This is a genomic window from Floccifex sp. (assembly GCF_051873495.1).
Lineage (GTDB): Bacteria > Bacillota_I > Bacilli_A > Erysipelotrichales > Erysipelotrichaceae > Floccifex.
This window is the reverse complement of the sequence record NZ_JBJEEX010000140.1, coordinates 1-4,263: the sequence shown is the minus strand read 5'-3', so window position 1 is coordinate 4,263 and position 4,263 is coordinate 1. Positions and strand designations below refer to the sequence as shown.

At 33.8% G+C, this 4,263-nt stretch carries 6 protein-coding genes and 1 riboswitch; all 6 genes read right to left on the bottom strand.

Annotated features, from left to right (window positions below):
- Window positions 1–90: 90 nt before the first annotated feature.
- Window positions 91–885, bottom strand: a complete 795-nt coding sequence (gene thiD, locus ACI313_RS09375) for a bifunctional hydroxymethylpyrimidine kinase/phosphomethylpyrimidine kinase (RefSeq protein WP_439755859.1) — start codon at window positions 883–885, stop codon at window positions 91–93.
- 5 nt (window positions 886–890) lie between these two features.
- The gene (locus ACI313_RS09370; protein ID WP_320608369.1) at window positions 891–1,547 is read right to left on the bottom strand and encodes an HAD family hydrolase; all 657 of its coding nucleotides are present in this window, start codon (window positions 1,545–1,547) and stop codon (window positions 891–893) included.
- Window positions 1,544–2,188, bottom strand: a complete 645-nt coding sequence (thiE, locus tag ACI313_RS09365; RefSeq protein ID WP_439755858.1) for a thiamine phosphate synthase — start codon at window positions 2,186–2,188, stop codon at window positions 1,544–1,546. Before thiE ends, ACI313_RS09370 begins: the two co-directional genes overlap by 4 nt.
- Window positions 2,175–2,993, bottom strand: a complete 819-nt coding sequence (gene thiM, locus ACI313_RS09360) for a hydroxyethylthiazole kinase (protein WP_439755857.1) — start codon at window positions 2,991–2,993, stop codon at window positions 2,175–2,177. Before thiM ends, thiE begins: the two co-directional genes overlap by 14 nt.
- A 63-nt stretch (window positions 2,994–3,056) precedes the next feature.
- Window positions 3,057–3,166, bottom strand: a riboswitch (TPP riboswitch).
- A gap of 56 nt (window positions 3,167–3,222) precedes the next feature.
- Window positions 3,223–3,654 (bottom strand): hypothetical protein, encoded by a 432-nt coding sequence (locus ACI313_RS09355; RefSeq protein WP_320608366.1) that lies wholly within the window; start codon window positions 3,652–3,654, stop codon window positions 3,223–3,225.
- Between the two features lie 90 nt (window positions 3,655–3,744).
- A complete protein-coding gene (locus tag ACI313_RS09350; RefSeq protein WP_439755856.1) occupies window positions 3,745–4,104 on the bottom strand; it encodes a hypothetical protein in 360 nt (119 codons plus the stop codon).
- Window positions 4,105–4,263: the final 159 nt, after the last annotated feature.

Here is a 4,263-nt window from a genome sequence, read left to right as displayed (position 1 = left end):
AAAAGTTCACCCTAAAAGTTTTTGGATAAACCCCAAAAGATTTTGGTTACCCAAAAAATTCCTCTTACTAAAAAATAAGAGGAATTTTTTCTATTTATATTTTCCGCTTATGGCAAATCCATGATTCATAGGACCGCTTCCTTTTCCTAAATCAAGCATACTAGATAAAGCATCGGATATATAATCTTTAGCTAATGATACAGCTTGTTGTAAGTCGTATCCTTTTGCCAAGTTAGATGCAATGGCACTTGATAAAGTACATCCCGTTCCATGCGTATTGTCATTGTTTATTCTTTTTCCATAAAACCAATAGTATTTTCCATTGGCATAGAGTAAATCATTGGCATCGTTAATTTGATGTCCTCCTTTTAATAGAACAGCACAAGAATATTTTTTACTAATGTATTCCGCTGCTTGTTCCATGTCTTTTTCATTTGAAATACTCATTCCTGCTAGTTCTTCTGCTTCAGGTATATTAGGAGTTATTAAAGTTGCGATTGGAAGGAGTTTTTGTTTGAGTGTTTCAATAGCTTGGTCACTTATTAATTTGGCACCACTGGTTGCTACCATAACTGGATCCACTACAATGTTTTTGGCTTGATAGTGTATCATTCTTTCCGCTATTGTATCAATTAATTCACAATTGGACACCATTCCAATTTTTATGGCATCTGGGTAAATGTCTGTAAAAACAGCATCAATCTGTGCTTTTAAGAATTCAGGAGTGGATTCCATGATTGCGGTTACTCCAAGTGAGTTTTGAGCTGTCATGGCGGTAATTGCACTCATGGCATATACACCATTGGCCATCATTGTCTTAATATCTGCTTGAATGCCGGCTCCGCCAATGGAATCACTGCCTGCAATTGTTAGGGCTGTTTTCATTGTCTTTAGTTCCTTTCTTTCCAAAATAAATCAAATTGCGTTAAATCTTTTAGTGTCATAGTTGCACTGTTTTTCATTTCTTGCCATTCTTCTTTATTTTGTCGATCATATACTCCAAGTGTTTTAAATCCTGCTTGATTAGCGGTTTGAATCGCAAAAAGACTATCTTCAATTATCCATGTTTCTTGTGGTTTGGTTTGAAGTGTTTCCAAGCTTTTAAAATAAATCTCAGGACTGTGTTTTCCTATTCCTACTTCATCACAAGTCAAAATGGCTTTAAAATATTGTCTTATATTTAGTCGCGTTAATGCTTTTTCAATGAGAGTGCGACTTCCTGAACTGGCAATGACCATAGGAATTTCTTTTTCTTCTAATCGTTGAAGGAAGTTTTCAACACCTGGTTTTAAGGAGACTTCATAACAATAGAAATCTTGTATAACTTGGTCTATTCCAGCTAGTATTTGTTCAATGCTTTGATTTAAATGATATGTTTCCTTCATATACTTTGCTCCTTCTTCTAAAGACAAAGTATATAATTTTTCATATAAATCCGATTGGGCAACAATTCCTTGTGTTTTTAAATATTTTTCACCAGCATCATCCCAAATAACAGAAGAATCCAATAAGACTCCATCAACATCAAAAATAATTCCTTTAATCATTTTTTCACCATAATTTCTGTTTTTAATTTCAATTGTGTAGTGGCTTCTTTAATGTCTTCTTGTCCAAAAATAGCACCGATAACCGCAATGCCAGATAGACCATTACCAGATAATTGTTCTACATTTTCATAAGTAATTCCACCAATTGCGATAACCGGAATATCTACGGCTTCACAGATTGCTTTTAGAGTTTCATGACTTACATCATCGGCATCGTCTTTTGATTCGGTTGGAAATACGGCTCCTACTCCTAAATAATCGGCTCCGTGTTGTTGGGCTAATATAGCTTGTTCTACAGTTTGAGCGGATACGCCAATAATTTTATTAGGACCTAGTTTCGCTCTAACATCTAATGTTTCCATGTCACTTTGTCCTACGTGTACTCCATCGGCATCGATTTTCAAAGCAATTTCCACGTTATCATTAATCACAAATGGAACATGATATTTTGCACATAATGTTTTTAATTCAACAGCTTCTTCAAGAAAAGATTGTTCGTTTAAATTCTTTTCACGTAGTTGAATAAAAGTAGCTCCTCCTTTAATGGCTTGTTCTACAACATCAACAAGTCTTTCTTCTGGTTTTAACCAATGACGATCTGTTACTGCATAAAGTAGTAAACTGTTCTTATCTAATTTCATATTTTGCTCCATCCTTTAGTGTTTGTTCATCCATATTGTAAATGGCATCGATAATACGATTTCGATAAGTTGAATTTCCGTCTTCTGGTTTCATATGACTCCAGGCAATTTCACCGGCTAATCCCATTGTTATTACAGCAGCTGCACAAGCTTCCAATTTGTTTTCATTTGCGGTTGCAAAAGCTGTCATCATGCCGGATAACTGACAACCTGTTCCAGTGATTTTTCCCATTTCAGCACGGCCATTACGTATCACGTAACAGATTGTTCCATCACTAACTAGATCAATAGCTCCTGTAATGACTACAATACAATTTGTTTCTTGCGCAAATTTCTTAATAAATGAAATTGAAGTTTCTAAATTTTCTTCGGTAACGGCATCGGCAACATCAGCATCCACACCTTTTGTGGTTCCAGTTCCTAAGGCAAGTGTTTTAATTTCCGAGATATTTCCACGAATCACATCAAATTTAATTTCTTTCATTAATTGCACAGCCGTTGAGGTACGTAATTTACTTGCACCCGCTCCAACTGGATCTAGTAATACAACATGTCCTAATTCATTGGCTTTTTTTCCTGCGATAAACATAGCTTCAATGGAGCGTTTATTCAGTGTTCCAATATTAATGTTCAAGCCACCACAAATAGATGTAATGTCTTCCACATCTTCTGGTTCATCCGACATAATAGGACTGGCACCGCTTGCTAGTATCACATTGGCAACATCGTTCACCGTTACATAGTTTGTGATGTTGTGTACCAATGGTACTTGTTTTCTTACATTTTCAATTGTTTTTTCCAGCATCTTCATTCCTCCTTTGTCCAAGGGTAAAAGAAAAGGTACACTCCATTTCGGGAATGTACCTAAAAAAACGACTTTCTATTTCCCTACGCTGGCATTATCCAAATCAGGTTATATGGGTCGAGACTAAATATTCTCCTCTCAGCCTACTTCAGCAAGCTCCCCGTTTATTTGATTACACACAAGATTATACTCTTGGCTATCTTTTTTGTCTATATTTCAAAAAATCATCTTAACTACATATTAATTTACGATATTTTTCTTTTTCACTTTTATCATAATTTAATAAGTCATATACTTTATCAAAACTTTGCTCAGAAGATGACATTAGATTTTGTATTGTTTCTTTACGTTCTTTAGTTCGACCGATATCAATTCCTTCAGTTCGACCAATATCAATTCCTTGACTGATTCCTTGTTCGATAAAAAACACATGGTAATTACACATCGTTTGTACCTCCTGTTCATCTATGTCCATAATACCATATTTTCGTAAGTTATTCATATACGCTAAATCAAAGCGTTCAACTAATAATTCTTTTGTCATAACTTGAATAGGATGATTAGAATTTGGGTCATAATATACAAAAATAATATTTCCTTTTTGTGCATATTCTAACTTTATTCCTTTTCCGTTATCAATTGATTCATCATTTGTTTTCAAAATGGATATGCCATTACAATCTTTTTTGTGATTCAATACGATCCATATCGAATAACTCTTATAGATTTTATCATAATGTGGATTGGTTTACTAAAGTCCATATTGATTGGCAACGAGTAAACTCGCATAGTGTGTGGCTCTTGATTCTAATTTGTATTCTAAATTGTCTTTTGCTTGTAATTCAATATCAATTAAAATGTATTCATCTTTAGTGGGATGCTTGACTTTGAATAACAAATCAAATACAGCTGTTCCATTGAATTTAAATTCTTTATCTAATCCCTGTAGTCGATTTCCTGTTTCTTCAAACAAATCCATAATTTCATTGAGTTCTAAATTTTTATACTCTGGAATTAAGTATTTTAAGTACCGTGCTACAACACCTTTATAGGAATTTAGTTTCTTTCCAAATGAATCCACTTGTTCTTTAGCTTGTTTTGAATTAACCATTTTTTCAATACCTCCAATATATAATTCGACAAAAAAAAATTTGTAAAAAAAATTTTTTGATTTTTTTGTAAATTAAAAACAAGGATATATAACCATCCTTGTCCCAGACTGTTGACAAAGTGGTCGACAGTCTTTTTAAATTCTGATATTATTGTTGTG